Source organism: Amycolatopsis sp. NPDC089917, from assembly GCF_040684635.1.
Lineage (GTDB): Bacteria > Actinomycetota > Actinomycetes > Mycobacteriales > Pseudonocardiaceae > Amycolatopsis.
This window is the reverse complement of record NZ_JBFBGL010000005.1, coordinates 61,152-82,313: the sequence shown is the minus strand read 5'-3', so window position 1 is coordinate 82,313 and position 21,162 is coordinate 61,152. Positions and strand designations below refer to the sequence as shown.

At 70.2% G+C, this 21,162-nt stretch carries 20 protein-coding genes; 14 read left to right on the top strand and 6 right to left on the bottom strand.

Annotation, left to right across the window (positions count from 1 at the left end):
* Positions 1-3 precede the first annotated feature (3 nt).
* The 3 genes from AB0N89_RS05890 (at position 4) to AB0N89_RS05880 (ending at position 3,829) form a co-directional block, all read left to right on the top strand.
* A complete protein-coding gene (locus tag AB0N89_RS05890; protein ID WP_364200621.1) occupies positions 4-150 on the top strand; it encodes a SapB/AmfS family lanthipeptide in 147 nt (48 codons plus the stop codon).
* Positions 151-428: 278 nt separating this feature from the next.
* Positions 429-2,096, top strand: a complete 1,668-nt coding sequence (locus tag AB0N89_RS05885) for an ABC transporter ATP-binding protein (RefSeq protein WP_364200619.1) — start codon at positions 429-431, stop codon at positions 2,094-2,096.
* On the top strand, positions 2,093-3,829 hold the full coding sequence (locus AB0N89_RS05880) for an ABC transporter ATP-binding protein (RefSeq protein ID WP_364200617.1): 1,737 nt from the start codon (positions 2,093-2,095) through the stop codon (positions 3,827-3,829). Before AB0N89_RS05885 ends, AB0N89_RS05880 begins: the two co-directional genes overlap by 4 nt.
* On the opposite strand, the gene AB0N89_RS05875 is transcribed toward AB0N89_RS05880, so the two are convergent.
* Positions 3,785-4,204: a thioesterase family protein gene (locus AB0N89_RS05875; RefSeq protein WP_364200615.1), complete on the bottom strand. Its 420-nt coding sequence runs from the start codon at positions 4,202-4,204 to the stop codon at positions 3,785-3,787. The genes AB0N89_RS05880 and AB0N89_RS05875 overlap by 45 nt on opposite strands.
* Positions 4,198-5,484: a hydroxyacid-oxoacid transhydrogenase gene (locus AB0N89_RS05870; RefSeq protein WP_364200614.1), complete on the bottom strand. Its 1,287-nt coding sequence runs from the start codon at positions 5,482-5,484 to the stop codon at positions 4,198-4,200. The genes AB0N89_RS05875 and AB0N89_RS05870 overlap by 7 nt, the downstream gene beginning before the upstream one ends.
* A gap of 116 nt (positions 5,485-5,600) precedes the next feature.
* On the opposite strand from AB0N89_RS05870, the gene AB0N89_RS05865 reads away from it, so the two are divergent.
* The 10 genes from AB0N89_RS05865 (at position 5,601) to AB0N89_RS05820 (ending at position 14,963) form a co-directional block, all read left to right on the top strand.
* Entirely contained in the window at positions 5,601-7,262 is a 1,662-nt protein-coding gene (locus AB0N89_RS05865) for a thiamine pyrophosphate-dependent enzyme (protein WP_364200875.1), read from the top strand.
* A 235-nt stretch (positions 7,263-7,497) separates the two neighbouring features.
* Positions 7,498-7,668 carry a hypothetical protein gene (locus AB0N89_RS05860; RefSeq protein WP_005163371.1) on the top strand — a complete coding sequence of 57 codons (171 nt, stop codon included), beginning with the start codon at positions 7,498-7,500 and terminating at the stop codon, positions 7,666-7,668.
* Between the two features lie 263 nt (positions 7,669-7,931).
* Positions 7,932-8,135, top strand: a complete 204-nt coding sequence (locus AB0N89_RS05855) for a cold-shock protein (protein WP_005163378.1) — start codon at positions 7,932-7,934, stop codon at positions 8,133-8,135.
* A gap of 193 nt (positions 8,136-8,328) precedes the next feature.
* Positions 8,329-9,201, top strand: coding sequence for an ATP-NAD kinase (locus AB0N89_RS05850; RefSeq protein WP_364200611.1), 873 nt, complete (start codon positions 8,329-8,331; stop codon positions 9,199-9,201).
* A gap of 71 nt (positions 9,202-9,272) precedes the next feature.
* Positions 9,273-10,535 (top strand): GAF domain-containing protein, encoded by a 1,263-nt coding sequence (locus tag AB0N89_RS05845; RefSeq protein ID WP_364200609.1) that lies wholly within the window; start codon positions 9,273-9,275, stop codon positions 10,533-10,535.
* A 68-nt stretch (positions 10,536-10,603) separates the two neighbouring features.
* On the top strand, positions 10,604-10,726 hold the full coding sequence (locus AB0N89_RS05840; protein ID WP_255432399.1) for a hypothetical protein: 123 nt from the start codon (positions 10,604-10,606) through the stop codon (positions 10,724-10,726).
* Positions 10,727-10,734: 8 nt separating this feature from the next.
* Positions 10,735-11,862, top strand: a complete 1,128-nt coding sequence (locus tag AB0N89_RS05835; RefSeq protein WP_364200607.1) for a histidine kinase — start codon at positions 10,735-10,737, stop codon at positions 11,860-11,862.
* Complete coding sequence (locus tag AB0N89_RS05830) at positions 11,859-12,497, top strand: response regulator transcription factor (protein ID WP_364200605.1); 639 nt, start codon at positions 11,859-11,861, stop codon at positions 12,495-12,497. The genes AB0N89_RS05835 and AB0N89_RS05830 overlap by 4 nt, the downstream gene beginning before the upstream one ends.
* Positions 12,498-12,603: 106 nt before the next feature.
* On the top strand, positions 12,604-13,998 hold the full coding sequence (locus AB0N89_RS05825; RefSeq protein WP_364200603.1) for a hypothetical protein: 1,395 nt from the start codon (positions 12,604-12,606) through the stop codon (positions 13,996-13,998).
* The gene (locus AB0N89_RS05820; protein WP_364200601.1) at positions 13,998-14,963 is read left to right on the top strand and encodes a glutamate ABC transporter substrate-binding protein; all 966 of its coding nucleotides are present in this window, start codon (positions 13,998-14,000) and stop codon (positions 14,961-14,963) included. The genes AB0N89_RS05825 and AB0N89_RS05820 overlap by 1 nt, the downstream gene beginning before the upstream one ends.
* A gap of 42 nt (positions 14,964-15,005) precedes the next feature.
* Here the strand turns inward: AB0N89_RS05820 and AB0N89_RS05815 are convergent, their stop codons facing one another.
* The 4 genes from AB0N89_RS05815 to AB0N89_RS05800 all read right to left on the bottom strand — a co-directional run bounded on the left by AB0N89_RS05815 (position 15,006) and on the right by AB0N89_RS05800 (position 18,342).
* Entirely contained in the window at positions 15,006-16,496 is a 1,491-nt protein-coding gene (locus AB0N89_RS05815) for a hypothetical protein (protein ID WP_364200599.1), read from the bottom strand.
* Between the two features lie 19 nt (positions 16,497-16,515).
* A complete protein-coding gene (locus AB0N89_RS05810) occupies positions 16,516-17,067 on the bottom strand; it encodes a DUF3558 family protein (protein WP_364200597.1) in 552 nt (183 codons plus the stop codon).
* A gap of 11 nt (positions 17,068-17,078) precedes the next feature.
* Entirely contained in the window at positions 17,079-17,495 is a 417-nt protein-coding gene (locus AB0N89_RS05805) for a hypothetical protein (protein WP_364200595.1), read from the bottom strand.
* Positions 17,496-17,589: 94 nt separating this feature from the next.
* Complete coding sequence (locus AB0N89_RS05800) at positions 17,590-18,342, bottom strand: ESX secretion-associated protein EspG (RefSeq protein WP_364200593.1); 753 nt, start codon at positions 18,340-18,342, stop codon at positions 17,590-17,592.
* A gap of 134 nt (positions 18,343-18,476) precedes the next feature.
* On the opposite strand from AB0N89_RS05800, the gene AB0N89_RS05795 reads away from it, so the two are divergent.
* Positions 18,477-21,152, top strand: coding sequence for a tetratricopeptide repeat protein (locus tag AB0N89_RS05795; protein ID WP_364200591.1), 2,676 nt, complete (start codon positions 18,477-18,479; stop codon positions 21,150-21,152).
* Positions 21,153-21,162: the final 10 nt, after the last annotated feature.

Here is a 21,162-nt window from a genome sequence, read left to right as displayed (position 1 = left end):
ACCATGGAACTGGTTCTCGACCTGCAGGCCCTGGAAGCCCCCGAGGTTCTCGACGGTGGCCACGGCGGCGGCAGCCACGGCGGCACCAGCAACCTGAGCCTGCTCGCGTCCTGCGCGGACAGCACCGTCAGCCTGCTGACCTGCCACTGATCCAGGTCTGATCGACGAGGGCGCGGGAGCGGCACAGGCCAAGTGCGCCGCTCCCGCGCTCTTCATTTTGCCTTTTGCATCGTCTCGATGGGATCACGGATTGAGGAGTGGGACGCGGAGCCGAGGGTGGGTCACCTGAATCGGCCCACGCGTGCCCCCCGGCCGGAGGCCCCGCTATCGCGGTGGCAGGGCGCCCTGCTCGCTCACCTCGGCTGTTCGGATCAACTGCCCTGCCGACGTCGATCGCGGACGCGGGGTCCCGGGAACTAAGGAGTGGGATGCGGGGTTCCGCCGATCGGCTGGTGGTCGCGGTGATCGCGCTCGATCGTCCCCGCCTGATCGCGCTGATCCTGTGCGCGCTCGTCGGGACGGCGTCCGGGCTGCTCCTGCCCGGCGCGCTCGCGGCCGCCGTCGACGTGGTCGTGGCCGGACGTCCCAGCCTTCCCGAGGTCTCCTGGCTGATCGTCCTCGGCGTCACCGAGATCGCGGTCGCCCTGATCGGCGGGATCGTGACCGCGCGGATGACCAGTTCCGCGACGGCCTGGCTGCGCCGGCGGCTGACCGACCGGTACCTCGCGCTCGGCACCCGCTCGACGTTCGCCGACGGTGACGCGATCAGCAGGCTCACCGGTGACTGCACCGGCGCCGGACTGGTCGCCTCGGTCTTCGTCCAGCTCGGATCGACCACCGTGATCTCCGGCGGCTCGGTCGTCCTGCTCGCGCTGATGGACTGGCGGCTCGCGCTCGTCTTCCTCGGCAGCATCCCGTTCGGCCTGATGTTCGCGCGCACCCACCTGAAGAACACCGCCGACGACGTCCTGACCTACCAGGAGGTGTCCGGCGAACTGGCGGCGAGGATGGTCGACGCCGTCGCCGGGCTCCGCACGATCGCCGCGTCGGGCACCGCCGACCGCGAAGCCGAACGCGTGCTGCGGCCGCTGCCGAAACTGAGCCTCGCCGGTCGCGGGATGTGGCGTACGCAGGCCCGGATGGTGTGGCGGTCCGGTCTGCTGCTGCCCGCGGTGGAGCTCGCGGTGCTCGCGGCCGCCGGGTTCGGCGTGATGGAAGGCAGGCTGACCGTCGGCCAGGTCCTCGCCGCGCTCGGCTACGTCGCCCTCGGCATGGGCCTGGTCACCCAGATTCCTTTGCTGACAACACTTTCCCGCGCGCGATCGTGCGCGCGGCGGATCAACGAGGTACTGGACGCGCCGGTCCCCGAACCGGGTGATCTCGGCGTCGTCCCCGGGCGGGGCACGCTCGAACTGCGCGGGGTCACCGTCGAAGGCGCGCTGCGGGACGTCGACCTGCTCGTGCGCGGCGGCCGGTTCACCGCCGTCGTCGGGCGGTCCGGCTCGGGGAAGTCCGCGCTGGTCAACGTCCTGGGCGGGCTGCTGCCGCCGGATGAAGGAACGGCGACGCTCGACGGCCGTCCGCTGGAGAAGCTGCGGCCGTACGAACTCCGTGCCGTCGTCGGGTTCGCGTTCGAACGGCCCGCGCTGCTCGGCGCGACCATCGGTGACGCGGTCGGGTACGGCTCGTGGGCGGGAGAGGCCGCCGTACGCGGCGCGTGCCGGTCCGCGCAGGTCGACGACCTGATCGTCCGGCTGCCGGACGGCTACCGGACGCCGCTTTCGGAGACGCCGCTCTCCGGCGGGGAGGCGCAGCGGATCGGGCTGGCGCGCGCGATCGCGCACGCGCCGCGCGTGCTCATCCTCGACGACGCCACCGCCAGCCTCGACACGGTCACCGAAGCCGCCGTCGAGGAAGCGATCGAACGCACCCTGCCCGGCCGGACCCGGGTCGTGGTGACGCATCGCGCGGCCACCGCGTCGCGGGCGGACGTCGTGGTGTGGCTGGAGGACGGCCGCGTCCGCGCGGTCGGACCGCATCAAGAGCTTTGGCGAAAACCGGCTTATCAGGCCGTTTTCACCGAGGGTGAGCAGTGAGCGTCTGGGGGCTCTACCGCTCGGCGCTGGCCGGGCAGTGGAGAGGCGGGCTGGTCCTGCTGGCCTGCTCCGTGCTGGAGAGCGCGCCCGCGTTCTTGTCCGGTCGCCTGGTCGAACTCGCGGTTGACGAGGGGTTTGCCGCGGATCGGCCAGGCACCGGACTGCGTTGGCTCGCGGTCTTCGGCCTGGTCGCCGTGCTCGGGGCGTTCGGCTCGCGGCTGGTGTGGCATCAGCTCGGCAAGGTCGTCGAGCCGTTGCGCGACGCGCTGGTGACCGCCGTCGTGCGCGGCGTCCTGCACGATCCGTCACCGCCCCGGAACCAGCCGGACGCCAGCGGCGTCGCCCGTATCACCCAGCACGTCGAAGTGGTCCGCGACGCGACGGCCGGACTCCTGGTGCAGGCGCGCGCGATGGTCGTGACGACGGTGGCGGCGCTGGCCGGGCTGTTCACCGTCGCCGGTTCGCTGGCGCTGATCGTCGCGATCCCGGTGGTGGTCTCGGTGGTCGCGTTCGCCTGCCTGCTCCCGTCGCTGGCCCGCCGTCAGCGGGCGCTCGCGCTGGCCGACGAACGGACCGCCGAGGTCGCGGGCGCGTCGCTGTCCGGGATGCGCGACATCGTCGCCTGCGGCGCGGAACCCCTTGCCTCCCTTGAGCTCTACGACGCGATCGACACGCAGGCCAAGGCGGCCGTGCGGGTGGCGCGGTCCGGGGCGGCGCGGGCGGTAGTGATCGCGACCGGCGGGTTCGTGCCGCTGCTCCTGGCGTTGCTGGTGGCGCCGGGGATGGTCAAGGACGGCGTGCTCACCGCCGGGGCCGCGCTCGGCGCGCTCGTCTATCTGGCGACGACGATGCGGCCGGCGTTGCGCGGCCTTGCCTCGACCGCGAGCACCGTGGTGCTGCGGCTGATCGTCGCGCTGCGACGGCTGGCGGAGACCGCGGAGGCCGAACCGGAGCCGGACGGCACCGCCGAACCCGACGGGACCGCGATCTACGTGCGAGACCTGAGCTTCAGCTGGGGCGCGGCGGCGCAACCGGTGGTCCGCGGTCTCGACCTGCATCTGCGGCCCGGCGAACGGCTCGCGGTGGTGGGGCCGAGCGGGATCGGCAAATCGACTTTGGCCGGGCTCCTGACCGGGATGCTCGAACCGCGGGCGGGCCGGGTGCTGCTCGGCGGGGTCCCGGTCCGGGAGGTCCCGGCGGCGCTGCGCCACCGGATGGTCGCACTGATCCCGCAGGAGGCCTACGTCTTCGCGGGGTCCGTGCGGGACAACGTCGGGCTGTTCGCGCAGACCGCGATGGACGGTGAACTGCTCGCCGCGGTGGCGGCCGTCGGCGCGGAACCGCTGGTCACGCGGCTGGGCGGGCTCGACGGCGAGATCGGGCACGGCACGTTGTCCGCCGGTGAGGCGCAGCTGATCGCGCTCGCGCGGGTGTACGCGAGCGACGCGGGCGTCGTCGTCCTCGACGAGGCGACGTCGCATCTCGACCCGCCCGCCGAAGCCCGCGCGGAACGGGCGTTCGCCGACCGCGGCGGGGTGCTGGTGGTGATCGCGCACCGGCTGACGTCGGCGTTGCGCGCGGACCGGGTCCTGGTGATGGACGGCAAGGAGACCGCCCTGGGCACCCACCTCGAACTCATGGACCGGTCCACGCGCTACGCCGAGCTCATGCACGCATGGTCGCCGCGGCTACCCCAGCCCAGTGGCCAGTTCTTCGAGCGCGCTCCTGAGTAGACCCTCGACGGGGACCGGCCTCCGCGAAGGACGATCGACGAAGACGTGCACGAAGTGCCCCTCCGCGATCACCGTCTCCTTCGAGTACATCCCGACCTCGTAGCGGACGCTGGACCGGCCGAGGTGCCCCACCCGCAGACCGACCTCGAGTTCTCCCGGGAACGAAACCGAAGCGTGGTATTTGCACTGCGATTCCACGCACAGCCCGATGACGCCGCCGGTCTCGATGTCGAGCCCGCCGCGTTCGATCAGCCAGGTGTTGATCACGGTGTCCATCACCGAGTAGTGGACGACGTTGTTGACGTGTCCGTAGACGTCGTTGTCCTTCCACCGCAACGGAACCGTCTGCCAGTGCGGGTACTCGGCGTTCACCACAGCGTCACCGAGTCCCGCAGGATGCCGGCGAGATCCTCTTCGGACGCTTCGCGCGGCGCCGTCGCCAGCAGCCGTTGTTGTTTCACCGTGCCGGAAACCAGGGAGTCCACATCGGACTCGGTGTAGCCGACGGCGCCGATCCCGTTGGGGATGCCGATCTCCCGCATGAGCTGCCGCAGCACCGCGGGCAGGTGGTCCCGCAGGTCGCCCGGCCATTCGAAGTCCGGCGCGAGCAGCCTGGCCACCCGTTCGTGCCGGTCCGGGGCGGCGTCGAAGGTGAACCGGAAGGCCGCGGGCGCGGTCAGCGAGACGGCCATCCCGTGCGGCACCATCGCCTCGTCGCCCGGATACCCGGCGGGATGGAACTCCCGCACCTGTCCGGCGATCGGATACGCGTTGGCGTGCGGGATGTGCACGCCGGCGTTGCCGAAGCCGAGCCCGGCGAAGGTCGCCGCGAGCGCCATCGCCTCGCGCGCCTTCATGTCCGAGCCGTCCCGCACGGCCGCGGGCAGCGCCCACGACAGCAGCCGCAGCGACTGCTCGGCGAACATGTCGGCGAGCGGATTCGAGCCACAGTAAGGAACCCGGTCCTCCGGTCGTTTCCGGTCGAACTCGGTGTACGGCTTGGCCGTATAGCTTTCCGCGGCGTGGCAAAGGATGTCCATCCCGCTCGCGGCGGTGACCTCCGGCGGCTGCGAGACGGTCAGCCTCGGGTCGACCACGGCGAGGCTCGGCCGCAGCCGGAGATGGCTGATGCCGCTCTTCACCCGCAGTGACAACACGTCCAGCACACAGACCGTGGTGCTCTCCGAGCCCGTTCCGGTGGTGGTCGGGACCGCGACCAGCGGTTTCAGCGGCGCGCTCGGCGCGCGGCCGCCGCCGACCGGGGCGTTGACGTAATCCATCAGGTCGCCGTCGTTGCTGGTCAGCAGGTTCACCGCCTTGGCGGTGTCGATGGCCGATCCGCCACCGACGGCGACGAAGGCGTCCCACTCGCCCTGTCCGCGGGCGAAGTCGACGGCCTTCCGCATGCTGACGTCGGTCGGCTCGACGTGCACGCCGTCGAAGACGACCGCTTCGATGCCGTAGCCCTCGATGCCTTCGGCGATCCGTTGTGGCCAGCCCGTCGCGGCGACGGCGGGGTCGGTCAGGACGAGCACCCGGCGAGCGCCGTACTGCGTGAGGTCGTAGCCGATCTCGTCACTCGATCCGGTGCCGTATTTCAGGGCCGGGGCACCGTAGGTGAAAACAGTTTCACGTCCGGCGGTGGTTGAGGTCACGTTTTCGTGCTCCTTTGCTCGAACACGTTCCGATATCGGACATTCCACCGCTCCGGGATTGCCGGAATCGGAAGATCGCTTGACGGCACCGATCACCGCCCGCCTAAGCTCATCCCATTAGATACCAACCGGGAGCGTCCGTCGCCCAGACGGCCGTGCGGATCCTGACCGAGGCGCAGATCCACCGCGTGTACGCGGTGGTGGGTGAGTCCTTCCTGGATCTGCTCGACGCGCTGCAACGCGAGCGGTCGATCACCTTCGTTTCGGCGCGGCACGACTCCGGCGCGGCCTTCATGGCCGAGGCCGAAGGCAAGCTCACCGAGCACCCGGCGGTGCTGCTGGCAGGCCGCGGCCCGAGCGCGGCGAACCTCGCGATCGGCGTGTCCACGGCGTACCAGGACGAGAGCCCGATGGTCGTCCTGCTGGAGAACCCGCCGTCCAGTCCCGGCCCGACCAGCGAACTGCCCACCGCGGACCTGACCGCGATGTTCGAGCCGATCGCCAAGTGGACCGGCCGCGCGGAATCCCCGGACGAGGTCCCCGGCCTGCTAGTCGAGGCGCTGACCCGCTGCCGCGAAGGACGTCCCGGGCCGACCGTCGTCGCCGTCCCCGCCGACTTCTGGGGCGTCCCGTTCGACTCGGCCAAACCGGTCGCCTCCGTCAAGGCGCCCGCCACCGGCGCGCTCGGCCGCACCGCCGAGGCGGTCGCGCAGCTGGTCGACGAGGCCCGCTACCCGGTGGTGATCGTCGGCGGCCGGGCCCGCGCGGCGCGCGACGAGCTGATCGCCGTCGCCGACGAGCTCGCGCTCCCGGTGTACAACGCGTTCCGCCGCCAGGACGCCTTCCCCGAGAACCACGCGCGCTACGCCGGCCACCTCGGCATCGGCATCCCCGCGCGGCAGCTCGACGCGCTGGAGCGCGCGGACCTCGTGCTCGCGCTGGGCACTCAGCTCGACGAGGTCACCACGCAGTCCTACCGCTACCCGACGCCGTCGCAGACGCTGGTGCTGGTCGGCACCGGGATCGAGCCCGCGCGGCGCGGCGGCCTGACCTTCCGGGTCGACTCCGAGGTGGAGCCGTTCCTGCGCGAACTGCGCGACGTCGCCTCGCCGCGGACCCGCCGCGCGTCGGCCGCGAACGCCGCCGTGCACACCTTCATGACGCCGCCCGACACCAGCGGCGCCACCCGCGTCCACCCCGCCGACGTCATCCGCGCGGTCCGCAAGCTCGCGCCCGAAGACGCGATCGTGACCAGCGACGCGGGCAACTTCGCCCAGTTCATGCACCGCTACTGGTGTTTCACCGCGCCGCGCAGCCAGCTCGGCCCGAGCAACGCGGCCATGGGCTACGCGGTCCCCGCGGCGGTCGCGGCGAAACTCGCCGAGCCGCGCCGGACGGTGATCGCGATGGTCGGCGACGGCGGCGCGCTGATGACCGGGCAGGAGATCGAGACCGCCGTCCGCTACCGCGTGCCGGTGACCGTCCTGGTGTTCCAGAACGGACTCCACGGTCCGCTCGCCGTGCGCCAGGCGCGCAAGCACGGAAGGCTGTCGGGTGTCACCGTCCCCGTCACCGACTTCGCGTCGTGGGCGCGCGGGCTCGGCGCCGCCGGGTACACCGTGGACGACCGCGAGGAACTGGAACCGATCATCGCGAGCGCGCTGGTCCGGCAACGGCCGTGCGTGATCGACATCAGGACGGATCCGGACGTGGTGACCCCGGACATCCGGCTGACGAGCCTGCTGGGCGCCGCGAGGCCGCAGCAGGGCCAGCAGTAGCGGCGCGGTTTTCTCAGGGGATACACAGAAACCCTTGTGGCGCCGCCTTCACCTGCTCCAAAGGGTGGGAACGAGATGACGACTCGGCCGACTTTCGGTCGCGGAGACCGGATTTTGTCGGTCGGCCGTGGCACAATCGCCCGCAACACCGAGAGTCCGATATGGACCGGAATGATCACCGGTGGGTTGTTGGCACGCGAGTACCTGAAACATTGTGTTGACACTGGGAGAAAACATGGCTGACGAGACGAAGCCACAGGACAAGTCCGTTTCCGGCGTGGTGCCGGTGCTGTTCAGCGCGGACGCGGAGACCCACGACATCGCCGTCGTGGCGACGAACCGGGAGGCGTTGCGCCGTTCGCCGTTCGGCGCCGAAGTACCGCTGCGCGCGGCCAGCGGGGAATGACCGGGCGGTAGAGGGCCGGGCAGTGGAGAGCCGGGCGGCAAGGGGTACAGTGCGGCTGCGCACACCCGGGTGAAGGCGCTTGTCGGCCTGCGTGCGGTGTGCTTTACTGCTCCAGGTCTCGATTTTTGTGTTCGTGTTGGTTCACGCTCGCAGAACTCAGCGGGCGTAGTGTCTCCTCGTGTTTCCGGGGAAGCAAACCGTCTGGTCAGGACCCGGGCTGCCGACGTGGCTTCCTGTTTGTTTGTGTTGCATATGGAGATTTTATGACTCAGGGCACTGTGAAGTGGTTCAACTCCGAGAAGGGGTTCGGCTTCATCACTCCCGACAACGGCGGCGGCGACGTCTTCGTGCACTACAGCGAGATCAAGGGCAACGGCTTCCGTACCCTCGAGGAGAACGCCCGCGTGGAGTTCGAGATCGGGCAGGGCGCGAAGGGTCCGCAGGCCACCTCGGTCACCGTGATCTGATCCAGGTTTTCCAAGCAGGGCCGCCATCCCCACGGGGAGGCGGCCCTGCTGCTTTTCCCGGATGCGAACCCTCGCGAAGTGACCAAAATGGCCGTGTTCGCACAGCGAGTCGCGATGCAACCCCGTGCAACTCTTTCTTTCGCGGCCCGGACGTCGTTTCCTTGTAGAGACTTGGCGCGGCAGCGGAGGACATGTGGGCGAAACGGTTGCGGGGATCGTGGCGAACCCCGCTTCGGAGCGTGACATCCAGAGCCTGCGCTCGGCACTCCGCGTGGCCGGGGTCGGCCGGGTGATGGTGTGGACCGAGGCGGGGAAGATCATCGGCACCGTCCGCCGGATGGTGGACGCGGGTGCCAGTGTGCTCATCTGCCTGGGCGACGACGGCCTGATGCGGGCCGCCGCGGCCGCCTGCGGTGACGTCCCGCTGCTCATGCTGCCCGCCGGGGGTGCCGACGAGTCCACCGTCGCCGGGCTCGCCGCCGGACTGCTCGCCACCCACCAGGTCGACGCGGACCTGGTCACGAACCGTGCGACCATCCTCGAAGTCGTCACGAAGGCCCGCCGCGAGATCGCGCTGACCGACGTCAGCGTGTGTTCGGAGAGCCGTTGGGATTCCGCGTCGCTGACCGAGCTGTACTGCACGTTCGCCGTCCCGGACGGGATCGGCCTGTCGAGCATCCCCGGGCGGCTGTGCCCCAGCCCCAAGTCCACTGTGGACGGTATCGCCGTCTCGCTCGGACCGGTCGACGAGACGCCGTACGTCGTGCAGGCGCCGATCGCGCCCGGCGAGGTCCGGTCGGTCGGCGTCCGGGGCTGGAGCGTGCTGCATCCCGGGGTCCGTGTCGATCTCGCCGCCGCCGGCGGTTCCATCGCGCTGGACGGCCAGCCGCACTTCGTGCTGAAACAAGGAGAGAGCGCTTTCGTCGAGCTCAAGCCCGACGGGCCGTGGTGCGTCGACGTCCGGGCCGTGATGGCCGAGGCCACCAGGACCGGTCTGCTCCTCGGGCGACGGCCGAAGGGGGCCTTTCCCCGGTCCCACCTGGCGGACGCGCCCTTCGGCGGGTAAGCCCGCCCAGGCCACAGAGACCTTCCGAACGCCGCTCCACCCGGGCACACTGGCCGAAACGGACCAAAGGAGTGGGCCAGGTGCAGCTGGAGGCGGCGTTGCCGGTCGGCGCGGATCCGCGGCGGCACGCGCGCGTCCTCGCCAAGGTGCACGAGGCCGCCCTCGCCGGGACCGTCCTCCCGGGTCGTCCGCGCGCGGTCATCGGCGCTTCCTGGCGGCGCATGCGCCGCCTCGGCCTGGACCCGGATCGCGGTGCCCCGGTGCCCGTGCTCGCCCCCGACCAGCTGGAGGCCCGCCGTCGCCAGAGCGGTCTCGCCGCCGTCCTGCCCGCGCTGCGCGGCGGTCTGATCAGCCTCGCCGAGCAGGCCGCGCACATCATGGCCGTCGTCGACGCCGACGGGCGCGTCCTCTGGCGCGACGGCAGCACCGCGGTCCGCCGCCGCGCCGACGCGCTCGGGTTCGTCGAAGGCGTCGACTGGCACGAGAACTCCGTCGGCACCAACGCCATCGGGACGGCGCTGGTCGCCCGGCATCCGGTCCAGGTCTACTCCGCCGAGCACTACGTCCGAAACCAGCACGACTGGACCTGCGCCGCCGCGCCGCTCCACGATCCACGGGACGGCAGGCTGCTCGGCGTCGTCGACCTCTCCGGCCCGGCCTCCACCGTGCATCCGACGACGCTGGCCCTGGTCGACGCGGTCGCGAAACTCGCCGAAGCGCATCTGCGCACCACCCATCTGACGGAACTCGAACGGCTGCGCGGGCTGGCGTCACCGCTGCTCACCAAGGTGAAGGGCCGGGCGGTCATCGCCGACCCGCACGGCTGGGTCGCGGCCTCGGCCGGTTTCGTCCCGGTCGGCCGGATCGCGCTGCCGAACGATCCGGCCCCGGGCCGGACCTGGCTGCCCACCTACGGGAACTGCCTGCTGGAGCCGCTGCCCGGCGGCTGGCTCGTCCGGGTCGCCGACGAGGAGGACGCGCCGCCGACCCGCGTCGTCCTCGACCTGAAGTCGTCGCGGGAGAGCACGCTGCGCGTCTCGGGTGCGGCGGGCACCTGGTCGCAGCGGCTGAGCCCGCGGCACGCGGAGATGCTGTACGTCCTCGCTCTCCACCGGGAAGGGCGATCGGCGTCGGAACTGTCGTTCGACCTCTTCGGCGACGCGGGCCGCACCGTCACCGTCCGCGCGGAGATGTCCAGGATGAGGCGGCATTTCGGCGGGATCCTGCTGGCCAGGCCGTACCGGTTCGACGACGGCGTCGAGGTCGTCGTCGAACGGCCCGCCGACGGTGGCGAGGTCCTCCCGCACTCCGTCGCGCCCGCCGTCCGCGCCTGAAACCTCCACCCCCGGCTCAACCCGGCGACGGTCCCGGTCCACCCCTCGGCGTGCCTAACGTTCGAGTCATGGGAAAAATGAACGTGAAAGGCCTGTTGGGGCTGGTAGTGGTAGGTGTCGTCGTCCTGCTGGGGTTCCTGGCGTACCGCCTGATCCTGGTCGAGATGATCACGAGGCTGAGCGATCACTGAGGGGGCACATGGGGAAGCGTGAGAGGCCGCTGCTCCCGGACACGATCGCGCCGAGCTGGCTGGTCGTCCAGCTGCTCGGCACGGCCGCGGTCGTGGTGGTGCTGCTGACCGCACGCGAGTCCAGTGCGTGGATCTGGACGGCGTACGGCGTCAGCGGGGCCTGCTGGCTGGGTTTCGTGGCGGCCTCTCCGCGGTTCCCCCGGGTGGCGACCGTCCTGCTCGCGGTGGCGAGTGTCGCGCCGTCGATCGCGCTCGGCTGGGCGGAGGACTCCTCCGCCATCGTGCTGGCGGTGGTCACGGTCAGCCGGTTCGCCACCCTCACCGAGCCGTCGGTGGCCGCCATCCTGGGGGTGGTGGGGCTCGACGCGAGCCTCGCGGCGGTCACCGGCCTGGTCGCGGGCGCGTCCGCGCCGCTGGTGTTCGGCAACGTCGGCGTGCTGCTCGTGCTGATGCTGCTGGGGTTGAACCGGCGGCAGTACGAGGTGCAGGCGGCGCAGGCGGCCGCGTTGCTGGAGCAGACCAAGCTGGCGCAGAGCGAACACGCGCGGGCGGCCGCGCTCGACGAGCGCACCCGCATCGCCAGGGAGATCCACGACGTCCTCGCGCATTCGCTGGGGGCGCTGGGGATCCACCTGGAGGTCGCCGAGGCGCTGCTGGCCGAGAAGTCCGATGTGGACGGTGCGCTCGGCAGGGTCCGGCTGTCCCGGCGACTGGCGGCGGACGGACTCGCCGAGGCGCGTGACGCCGTCGCGGCCTTGCGCAGTGACGTCCCGTCGTTGGCCGAAGCCTTGCGCCACTTGGCGGACGCGCACCACGACGGGGTGTCGTTCGAGGTCTCGGGGGAGCAGCGGCCGCTGCCGTCCGCCCAGGTGGTCTCGCTGGTGGGGGTCGCGCGGGAGGCGTTGACCAACGCGACGAAACACGCTTCCGGGCGACCGGTGTCGCTCCGGCTGCTCTTCACCCCTTCGGAGGTCCGCTTGCGGGTGTGGAACGAACTCGGCGAAACCGCCCGATCGGAGGAAACCGGCGGGTTCGGGCTCACCGGGATGAGGGAGCGGCTCGCGCTCGCCGGTGGCACGCTGACCGCGGGTCCGGACGACGGGCGCTGGACGGTGGAGGCGGTGGTGCGGGCGTGATCCGGGTGGTCGTGGTCGATGACCAGCAGGTCATGCGCGAAGGGCTCGTCGCGTTGCTCGGGCTGATCGACGGGGTCGAGGTCGCCGGCTCCGCGGGCGACGGACGGCAGGCGCTCGACCTGCTCCGCCACACCGCGGCCGACGTCGTGCTGATGGACCTGCGCATGCCCGTCCTGGACGGGGTGGCCGCGACCAGGCTGCTCAAACGCGATCACCCGGACATCGCGGTCGTCGTCCTCACGACGTACGCGGACGACGCGTCGATCGCCGACGCGCTGCGCGCCGGGGCCCGCGGCTACCTGACCAAGGACGCGGGCCGCGCGGAGATCGGCGCGGCCGTCCGCTCCGCCGCCAACGGCCAAGCGATCTTCGCCGCCGAAGTCTCGGACAGGCTCGTCGCCGCGCTCGAATCGAGAACGGTCACCCGGGCGAAGACCGAATTCCCGGACGGTCTCACGGTGCGCGAAGCGGAAGTGCTCGGGCTCATCGCGCGCGGGCTGTCCAATCCGGAAATCGCCGCCGAGCTGTTCATCGGCGAGGCCACCGTGAAAAGCCACATCAACCACGCTTTCGCCAAGATCGGTGTGCGCAATCGTGCGGAGGCCGTGCGGTACGGCCTGGAAAAAGGCCTTTGACCCGGCCGGGAGATCACGTGCCGATGACACACGCCGGTGTCACTGGCTGCGCCGATCCCGACTCGGATACCTTCTTTGCGGGTAGAGCCAATGGGGAGGATCGGCGATGACGAGCACTGTGACCCGGCCGGGGCCGCCGGGCAGCCCCGCGCCGCCCCCTGCGCCGGAAGGCCGCAGCGGGATCGCCGGGCTGCTCGAACTGCCGGGGAACGGGATCCGCGCGATCATCCGGTCCGCGGCGACCACGCCGGGCAGACTCTCGGTCATCGCGATCGGGCTCGTCCTGCTGTCGCTGGTCGCGGGCCTGTTCGGCGCGCTGGCGGCGCAGGACAAGAAGGACACGATCAACGGCCTGATCGACCACCGCGAACCCCTCGCCGCCGCCGCGCAGCAGGTCTACCGCGCGCTTTCGGACGCGGACGCGACGGCGGCCAGTTCGTTCCTCTCGATCGGCACCGAGCCGCTCCCGATGCGCCAGCGGTACGAACGCGACGTCGCGGAGGCCGGTGCGGCGCTCGCGAAGGCGGCGTCGGACTCCACCGGCGTCGGCGAAGCGGCCGAACAGATCAACACCCTCGGCCGTGAGATCCCCGTCTACACAGGACTGATCGAGACGGCGCGCACCTACAACCGGCAGGGTTTTCCCGTCGGTGCCTCGTACCTGCGTGAAGCGTCCGAACTGATGCGGGCGAAAATCCTTCCCGCCGCACAGGATCTGTACCGCATCGACACCGACCGGCTCGCCGCCGAACAGGACGACGCGACCGGATTCCCTTGGCTGGCAACGGCTTTGCTCCTCGCCCTGCTCGCCGCGCTGATCGTCACGCAGGTGCACCTGACCCGGAAGACCAACCGGCTGCTGAACGTCGGGCTCGTCGTCGCGTCGGTGTCGGTGGTGGTCGCCCTGCTGTGGGGCGCGGTGGCGCTGATCGTGCAGAGCAGCCTCGTCGGCAGCGGTGAGGACGACGGGTCGCACCAGGTCGACGTCCTCGTCCGCGCCCGGATCGCGGCGCTGCAGGCACGAGCCGACGAAACGCTGACCCTCGTCGCCCGCGGCGACGGCGCGGCGTACGAAAAGGACTTCATCGATCTCGCCGGGCAGCTCGGCGGGGCGGACGGCCAGGGCGGTCTGCTGGGCGAGGCCAAGGGGCTCGCGGCGGGCGGCGCGGCCGCGGACAAGGTGGACGCGGCGATCCAGGCGGCGTCGGCGTGGTTCAAGGCGCACGGGCAGGTGCGGCGCCAGGACGACGACGGCGCGTACCAGGACGCCGTCGACACGGCCATCCGTGACGACAAGAAGGACGGCGCGGCCGGAGCGTTCCTGCGGCTGGACGAGAGTCTGGTGGCCGCGATCAACGTGGGACGACAGGAATTCCTCGACGACACCCGCGGCGGAGAACGCGCGCTGACGCTGCTCGCGCCGGGGATCGCGGTGCTGGCGTTGATCGCGGCGGCGGGGTCCGCGTTGGGAATCCGTGAACGGCTGAGGGAGTACCGGTGATGCGGAACGGTCTGCGAACGGCCGTGCTCGGCGCGGTCTTGGTGCTGGCGACGGCTTGCGGCAGCGCGGGGGCGCCGGTCGAACCGGCTCCCGTCGGCGACGTCGCCCCGCCGCAGCCCGCGAACGTCGGCGGCGCCGACAACGCCGGGAGCGGCGGAACGACCGACACGAGCTGCAACCCGCTGGCCAGCCTGCGGCCGACCAGCGGCACGTCGATCACGAGCGGCTCGACGATGGCGAAGATCAAGGAAAACGGCAAACTCGTCGCGGGCGTCGACCAGACGACGTTCCTGTTCGGTTTCCGGAATCCGACGTCGGGCCAGCTCGAAGGCTTCGACATCGACATGGTCAACGAGATCGCGAAGGCGATCTTCGGCAGCGCGGAAGGTCGCGTGCAGTTCCGGGCGATCCCGTCGAAACTGCGGGAAGACGTGCTGGAGAAGAAGCAGGTCGACGTCGTCGTCCGGACCTACAGCATCACCTGCAGCCGGCTGAAGAAGGTCGCCTTCTCGACGGCGTATTACCAAGCGGGGCAACGGATCCTGGTCGAATCCGGATCGAAGGTCAACCAGCTCTCGGACCTCGGCGGGCGCCGGGTGTGCGCGACCAAGACGTCGACCTCGCTGACGAAGATCGCGGCGGACCCGTCGAAGCCGGTGCCGGTCTCGGTGGACAACTGGTCGGACTGCCTGGTGATGCTGCAGCAGAAGCAGGTCGAGGCGGTGTCGACGGACGACGTCATCCTCGCCGGGATGCTCGCGCAGGACCCGACGCTGAAGATCGTGGGGGACCGGTTCAGCGAGGAGAACTACGGCATCGGTGTCCCGAAGGAGAACGAGGACATGGTGCGGTACGTGAACGCCGTGCTGGAGAACGTGCGCGGTGGCGCGTGGCAGGCGAGCTACGCGAAGTGGATCGGGAACAAACTCGAAGGCGGGACGCCGCCCCCGGCTCAGTACAAGTGAGAACGGGCCGTTCGGGATCGCTCCCGAACGGCCCGTTTCGCGTTACTGGGACTTCTCGCCGATCACCGGCGGCACCGGTTTCGTGGTGCCGTCGTAGCCGCCGAACAAGACGTCCGCGTCTTCCTCTTGCAGGTAGTTCGGGGCCTTCTTTTCCTTGTCCTCTTCCTTCTTGCCCTTGCCGCCCGGACCGCCGGCGCCCATCGGACCCTGGCCGCCGTTCTTGCCCGCGGCCGCCGCGCCGCCCCGGGTGACCCGCTCCTCGGGCAGCTTGCCCGAGCCGGACCCGCCACCCTTGCCCGCCAGCTTCTCGGCCTCACCGGCCGAAACCTTGCCGCCCGCGAGCCGCTCGGCGACGTTGCCCGATCCGCCGTTGCGCCCGAACCCGCCGCCACCGCCGCCGGTCAACCGGCTCGCCGCGCTACCGCCCGGCCCGCTCGGCGTCCGGCCGGGCTTGCCGCGGTACTGCTCGCTGCCCAGCCGTCCGAGGCCGGAAGGTCCGGGACCGTTCATGGCCGCCAGCCCCGGGTTCGGCCCGGGCCGGAACGACCCCGGCGGCCCGCTGAGCGGCTGCCCCGGATTCGGCACCCCGGTGTGCCCGCCGCCCGTGGTGATCCCGGGCCCGGGCCCCGACGTCGGCCCTGGTCCGCCCGTGTAACCCGGACCGGAAACGCCCGGCCCGGATCCGGGCCCAGGCCCCGGGCCGCCGCTGAAGCCCTTGGCCTCGGTCCCGCCGGAGAATCCGGACGCCGTCGTCGAATCGCCCATTTCCGGCGGGGGTGCGAACGTGGGCTGCTTGGAATTGACGTCGAAGAGCGACTGGTCGTAGGTGTGCATCACCTGCGCGGCCTGCTGATGCGCCTGGAACGACTGCTCCTGCTTGGCCGAAATGTTGCCGACCGTCTCCACCGCGCCCGCGAAGTTCCCCTGCCCGAGCTGCTGCATCGCGTTCTTGTACTCGGCGTTGCGGTCGAAGGGCACCTCCTCGGGCATGGAGTTCTTCGCCGTCGTGGCCGCGGCCGCCGACTGGGAGAAGCGGTTGGACGCGAGATAGGCGCCGTCACCCGCGGTGTCGGCCCACTTGCTGACGTTGGAGAAGAAATCCGTGACGGCTTTGGCGCCGTCTCCCTGCCAGTGCTCGCCTTCTTTGCCGATCGCGGCGTTGACGGCGCTGCTGAAGGTGTTGAGGGAATTGCCCTGGTTGTTCCAGAGCTCACCCTTTTCGTCGATATCGCGCGGATCGAGGTCCTGGGTGACCATGTTCTTCAGGTCACCATGAGGGATCGCTTCATAGCGCTGTTCCGAGGGGGTGAGGCCAGTGCGGAACTGCTGTCCTTGCGCGAGAGTCGTAGCCTGCTCGCCTGAATACTCGCCCGCCTTCGCTTCAGCCGTCAGCTTCGCGGTCAGGGAATTCCCGCCGGGGCCGGCGTTGGTCTCGTTGTAGGTGTCGGAGTAGCGCTTGCCCTCGTAGTCACGGTTCGCCTTACCCGTCGCCGACAACGCGCTGTTGAAGTCGTCTTGCCCGACGTTGACCATGGTCCCTCCCCGTTCCGGGTCAGTTGCCTCTAGGCAGTTTCGGTTCAGCGGCTGTGGCAAGCTCTCGGGCCAGCACGCAGGCTTCTTCGTTGGTGCCCCTGTTCAAGGACGTCGACGCCGTCATCCGGGACGTCGGCGTGACGGCGATCGCCACCGTGCACGCTTGTGTGCCGGAGTCGCCCGGGATTTCCACGGCTTCTCGATCGCCGACTTTGGTCGGAACCTTCGTTCCCTGCCCGGCCGACAACTGGTCGATCCCGGCCTTGGAGACGAGGTAGATGCTCACGGAGGCGAACCCGCTCTTTTCGGTCGCGCAGCCGTTGTCGCTTTCGTAGGTCTCGACTTCAGGGGGGTCAAAGCCTTTGGGAGTCGTGGTCGGCTCGAGTAGATCGCAAGCCTTCAAGCCGCCGAATACATCCACGGGACCAGTGCTTTGTGATTGCGAGGACGGTTTCGATGGCGTCGATTCAGGGGTGGCATTCCCAGGCTTTTCCTGAGAGCAGCCGGCCACTGTGACCGCGAGCGCGACCGGGAGGGCGGCGAGTTTCAACAACCTTGATTTGGTGATCATGGCGAGTTCTGTCAGTTCCGTTTCAGAGAATTGAGGTGGTCGGCGCCGCCTGTGTCCTGTTGTTTGTACTTGGACTTGGCCAGGTCGATCGCATCCATGGCTCGGTTGAGCACGTCTTGGAGCGTGTCCAGTTGAGTTTTGGCCGATAGCTCATCGCCGTCGGCGACCAAGGTCGCATGGTGTCCGACCTGCTGTGCGAAAGGACCGGTGCCGAGCATCGGTTTTTCGGAAAGACGTTGGAAGGCTCGCTGGTTTTTACGCCAGTCATCGACGTACTCGGTGATGGCGGTCTTCAGCGCTTCCCCGGCCTCCTCGCTGACCGCGAACTTCCCTTCCTTCGCCGCCGTCACCATCAAATCGGCCTGCGCCGAGAAGTCGCCCAGCATCTTCGAGAAGTCGCCCGGTGGTCCGCCGGTGCCGTCAGTCATGGTCTCTCCCCTGTACCAAGTCCCGGTTACTCGTAGCGCTCGTCAGGTCACGATATCAGCGGAAACGGTCACGAAGGCCGCCTTCCGGCGAGGATCACGCGCTGCCGACGCGGGCGGCTTCGACCAGGTCGTGGATCCATCGTGCCAGGTGAGAGCCACTCGTCGGGGTGAACGTGCGGCGGACTTCGCCGTCGGGGAAGCGGTCGGTGGTGAGCATGAAGCGGCCTTGGACGCTGTCGAACCACTGGACGCTCTTCTGCTGCGGTTTGCCCCGGTCGTCGCGCAGGGTGATGCCGAGCGTGCCGAGGCGCGCGAGCGGGAACTCGAAGAAACGGCCGGCCGCGCCCAGGCGGAGGTTGCCGGGGTCCTTGCTGAACGGGTCGTCCGGTCGTTTGGACGGGGGGAGGGTGCTCGACGTCGTCACTCGTCCGGGGAAGGGTGGCAGCGACGGCAGGTAGCCGAGGAGGGTCGCGACGACCTGTTCGGGGTAAACCGGCTCGAAGAGGATGTCGGATCCGCGTTGCTCGCTCACGACGCCCAGGCGCTGGTTCCAAGCACCCCGATAGAGGTACTCGGCGTCCTGCTCGACCTCGTGCGCCTCCAAGGTGACGACGAAGTCGCCCGTCGCCCAGAGCCGGAGCGCCTGTTCGTAGTCGCGCAGGAGTTCGCGGCCGCGCGCGAAGCCGCGGTCGGCCAGGTCGGCCCAGACCTCGTCGCAGATCCGCTCGCGTTCCGTGACGGTGGTTCCGACGGTCGGGATTTCGAAGGGCAGCACGAATCTGCCGAGCCCGAGTTCTTCGAGTACGACGTCGAGCTGGGCCATCGACATCGAAAATGACGCAGGCACCCGGTCCTCCCCCTCATCACCTGCTGAATCGGTTCTCTCCCGAACCGTAGCGGGTTCGACCCGGTGCGGGCAGGACCTGCCTGCTCACCACTAGGATCAGGGACGACGCCGTCGCGGGGATTCGGGAGGTACCAGTGTCGGAAGAGCCGCGCCGTCCTCGGCACGCAGCGCCGGATGACGCCACACCGGAACGCGAGGCGGAGCCCGCCTCGTGGACACCGCCGGCGCCGGTCCGCTGGGAAACGCCCGAACCGTCCATTTCCGGCAGGCTCGACCTCAACGAGCCGCCGAAGCCGAAACAGCGACCCCAGCCGGAGACCGACGCCGAGCGCACGGTCTATCACGCGCCGGTCCAGCGTCCGCAGACTCCGCCGCGCGGCCAGCAGCGGCCGATCCCCGGCGCCGACGACCCGACGCGGCCCCCGGGCGACATGGCCCCCGTGAGCCCGCAGACCCAGATCGTCCGGCCCGCCTGGCAGGCCCCCGCGGACGTCCCGCAGCCGACCAGCGTGCTCTCCTCGCCGACGCCGGAGACGCAGAGCATCATGCCGCCGACGCCGCGCGTCGACAACGGACCCGGCCCGCTGCCGGACCCGGGCACGGAGAGCGTCCTGCCCGAACGATCGAGTGAAAGCCGGGGCACCGGGACAGGAACCGGTACCGGCTCGGGCAGCCGGGGCACCGGCACCGGAACGGGGTCTTTCCCCGGTACCGCCCGCCGGACGTCGTCGCGCACCTCCCGCCGCGGCCGTCTCGGCGCCGGGCTCGTCGACGTCCCGCAGGTGCCGTACCGCGACCCGGCGTCCGCCGTCCTCGACAACCCGATGGTGTCGGAGGAGAAGCGCTTCTGCGGCAGCTGCAGCGCCAAGGTCGGCCGCGGCAAGGACGGCGAACCCGGCTCGCCGGAAGGCACCTGCGAGAAGTGCGGGAACCCGTTCTCCTTCGTCCCGAAGCTGCGCCCGAACGAGATCGTCGGCGGCCAGTACGAGGTGCTCGGCGCCCTCGCGTACGGCGGGCTCGGCTGGATCTACCTCGCGCAGGACCACAACGTCAGCGACCGCTGGGTGGTGCTCAAGGGCCTGATCGACACCGGTGACGCCACCGCGATGGCGGCCGCCGCCAACGAGCAGCGGTTCCTCGCCGAGGTCGAACACCCCAACATCGTCAAGATCCACAACTTCGTGCAGCATCCGGACGGCGACACCGGCAACTCCGTCGGCTACATCGTCATGGAGTACGTCGGCGGCCAGTCGCTGCGCCAGCTCGCGCTCGCGCACCACCGCGAGACGAAGCGCCCCGAGCCGCTGCCGATCGGCCAGGTGATCGCCTACGGGCTCGAGATCCTGCCCGCCATGGGCTACCTGCACAGCCAGAACCTGCTGTACTGCGACCTCAAGCCCGACAACGTCATCCAGACGCACGAACAGCTCAAGCTGATCGACCTCGGCGCGGTCCGCCGCACGGACGACTACGAGAGCCCGCTGTTCTTCACCACCGGCTACAGCGCGCCCGAACTGGCGACCCACGGCGCTTCGGTGGCATCGGACCTGTACACGGTCGGCCGCACGCTCGCCGTCCTCAGTTTCGAATTCTCCGGCTACACCAGCAAGTACAAGGCCACCCTGCCCGGTCCGGACGTCGTCCCGCTGTTCGCGCTCTTCGGTTCGTACTACCGATTCCTGAAGCGCGCGACGCACACCGACCCGGACCGCCGGTTCATCGCGGCCGAGGAGATGGGCGACCAGCTGACCGGTGTGCTCCGCGAGATCATGGCGCTGGGCACCGGGAAACCGCGCCCGGGCGCTTCGACCGTCTTCGGCCCGGAGACCCGCACGTTCGGCGTCGACCTGGTCGTCCCGGAGCACGGCGGGAGCGTTCCGCTGCCGGATCCGGGCGAGGTCGTCTCGGGCCTGCCGATCCCGCAGGTCGACACGGACGACCCGGCCGCGGGCGTGCTCGCGTCGACCGTCGCGCTCGATCCCAAGGGCGCGATCGAGTCGCTGGCCGGCGCACCGCGCGAGTCGATCGAGGTCCGGCTGCGCATCGTCCGGGCCCGGATCGAGCTCGGCGAGCTCGTCGAGGCGCAGCGGCAATTGCAGGCCGCGCAGTACCTCGCGATCAAGGCCGGTTTCCCGCACGACTGGCGGATCGACTGGTACCGCGGCCTGATCGAGCTCGCGGGCGGCCGGTCCCGCGTCGCGCACGTCGCGTTCGACGCGGTGTACGACGACCTGCCCGGCGAGATCGCGCCGAAGCTGGCCTTGGCCGTCAGCGCGGAAGGCGTCGGGGACTACTTCGGCGCCGCGCGTTACTACGAGCTGGTGTGGCGAACGGACCGGTCATACGTCAGCGCCGCCTTCGGGCTCGCTCGCGTGTACCTCGCGCAGGGCGCCAGGGCCAGCGCGATCGAGGTGCTCGAGGCCGTCCCGGCGTCGTCCTCGCACTACGTCGCCGCGCAGGTGGCCGCGATCAAGATCAAGACCAGGATCAACGGCGGCGGCAAGGACCCGGTCATGGTGTCCGAGCGGGATCTCGTCGACGCTTCGACGCGGCTCGAGCGCCTTCAACTCGACGCCGAACGCCGCACGCGGTTGTCGGCGGAGGTGCTCGAAGCCGCGCATGGCTGGCTCAACGCGCAGAACCGGCCGACGCCGGGCGCGAAGGTGCTGGGCTGCGATCTGGAGGAGCGGGATCTGCGGTTCGGTCTCGAACGCTGCTACCGGACGCTGGCCCGGCTGGCGGGATCGGTCGATCAGCGCGTCGAACTCGTCGACAAGGCCAACGCGATCAGGCCTAGGACCCTGACCTAGGACGCAACGC

Coding starts and splice junctions, on each gene's coding strand:
- AB0N89_RS05890 (WP_364200621.1), top strand. CDS start 4: ATGGAACTGGTTCTCGACCTGCAGGCCCTGGAAGCCCCCGAGGTTCTC.
- AB0N89_RS05885 (WP_364200619.1), top strand. CDS start 429: ATGCGGGGTTCCGCCGATCGGCTGGTGGTCGCGGTGATCGCGCTCGAT.
- AB0N89_RS05860 (WP_005163371.1), top strand. CDS start 7,498: ATGGCTGACGAGACGAAGCCACAGGACAAGTCCGTTTCCGGCGTGGTG.
- AB0N89_RS05855 (WP_005163378.1), top strand. CDS start 7,932: ATGACTCAGGGCACTGTGAAGTGGTTCAACTCCGAGAAGGGGTTCGGC.
- AB0N89_RS05840 (WP_255432399.1), top strand. CDS start 10,604: ATGGGAAAAATGAACGTGAAAGGCCTGTTGGGGCTGGTAGTGGTAGGT.
- AB0N89_RS05835 (WP_364200607.1), top strand. CDS start 10,735: ATGGGGAAGCGTGAGAGGCCGCTGCTCCCGGACACGATCGCGCCGAGC.
- AB0N89_RS05825 (WP_364200603.1), top strand. CDS start 12,604: ATGACGAGCACTGTGACCCGGCCGGGGCCGCCGGGCAGCCCCGCGCCG.
- AB0N89_RS05820 (WP_364200601.1), top strand. CDS start 13,998: ATGCGGAACGGTCTGCGAACGGCCGTGCTCGGCGCGGTCTTGGTGCTG.
- AB0N89_RS05815 (WP_364200599.1), bottom strand. CDS start 16,496: ATGGTCAACGTCGGGCAAGACGACTTCAACAGCGCGTTGTCGGCGACG.
- AB0N89_RS05810 (WP_364200597.1), bottom strand. CDS start 17,067: ATGATCACCAAATCAAGGTTGTTGAAACTCGCCGCCCTCCCGGTCGCG.
- AB0N89_RS05805 (WP_364200595.1), bottom strand. CDS start 17,495: ATGACTGACGGCACCGGCGGACCACCGGGCGACTTCTCGAAGATGCTG.